The sequence below is a fragment of the Niastella vici genome, from assembly GCF_002077945.1.
Taxonomy (GTDB): Bacteria; Bacteroidota; Bacteroidia; order Chitinophagales; family Chitinophagaceae; genus Niastella; species Niastella vici.
Window position 1 is genome coordinate 1 of record NZ_LVYD01000003.1, and the last position, 1,220, is coordinate 1,220.

A 1,220-nucleotide genomic window follows, 5' to 3' on the forward strand; every position below is an offset into this window, starting at 1 on the left:
AGAATGACTATGATACCAGTGTGTGCCATGCTGAACGATAGGAAATTTATATAAATATGTTGTGTGCGCCTTTATAGGCATCTGAGTAAGATTGGGCACACCATCGTACCGGTTGGGAAGAAATAACCCATGCCAGTGCAGGGCGGTTTCTTCATTCAAATTATTGTGTACATAAATTTCAGCAGTATCGCCTTCGGTAAATGTTAACGTAGGCATGGGTATTTGACCGTTCACAGCAATGGCACGTTTGGGTTTACCACCAAAATTTACCACCGTATCGGCAATATATAAATCGTACCGTACAGTACGTGGTGGAGCGGTGGTTTCAATAGTTTTTACCGGCCCTAAATGCGCTTTTGCTGTTTTTATATTTTCCATGACTGAATTATTATCCCCCATATCCATACCGTCCATTTTCATGCTGTCCGTATTATCCATCATGCTTGCGCTGTCTTTTATGGGCATTTGCATACTATCATGCTGGTGACCAGCTTCCGGCGCAACTTTTGATTTTTCCTTTATCAGCTTCATTCCGCACTTAGGGCAATTGCCAGGTTTGGCAGCATGAATTTCAGGATGCATTGGGCAGGTATATGTTACAGGCTGACCTTGTTGTTTAGCCTGCGGCGAAGGCATTTGCATAGTATCTTTATTGCCCATTTTCATAGGCATTTGCCTGGTTGTATCTTTAGACACCGGTAATTTATTCTGCCTGGATGGCGTTGGGGATGCCTTCACTTTTTTAACGACCAGTTTCATCCCACACTTAGGACAATTGCCGGGTTGATTCATTTGCACCTCCGGGTGCATAACGCAGGTATATATAACCGATTGCTTCTGTTTGCCCCTTTCCTGTTGCGCCCATATAAACGACCAGGAAAAAAGCATTGCGATTATTACTATTAATTTTTTCATGTCTATTTTTTTTACTGACAACACTTTTTCTTTCTGATAAAAATAGTTTTCAGTACCCGCACTATTGCTTTACCAATAAGTTTAAACATTGCTTTAATTTTTCATTGCAAGGCCATCTCTTGTTTTTTGCACCCAGTCTATTATTAATGCTTTATCATTTTGCGAGAGCTTTGCATTTTTGTGAATAAATGTATAAGAAGACAAAGGCATAGTGCCATCATTAATGCTGTTCTCAATTGACTTTAGCTTGCTTATCTGCCTTCTTAAAGAGTAAGATCCAAACTCGCTAAAGTTCAACTCCGCCT

General features: G+C 40.5%; 2 protein-coding genes. Both read right to left on the reverse strand.

All coding sequences use genetic code 11. The features are described from left to right. A partial coding sequence (locus tag A3860_RS41825) for a multicopper oxidase domain-containing protein (RefSeq protein WP_245843482.1) occupies positions 1-915 on the reverse strand: 915 nt, incomplete at its 3' end. Positions 916-1,008: 93 nt separating this feature from the next. Then, positions 1,009-1,220: heme-binding domain-containing protein (locus A3860_RS05445; protein ID WP_173820174.1), on the reverse strand; the 212-nt coding region annotated here is incomplete at its 5' end.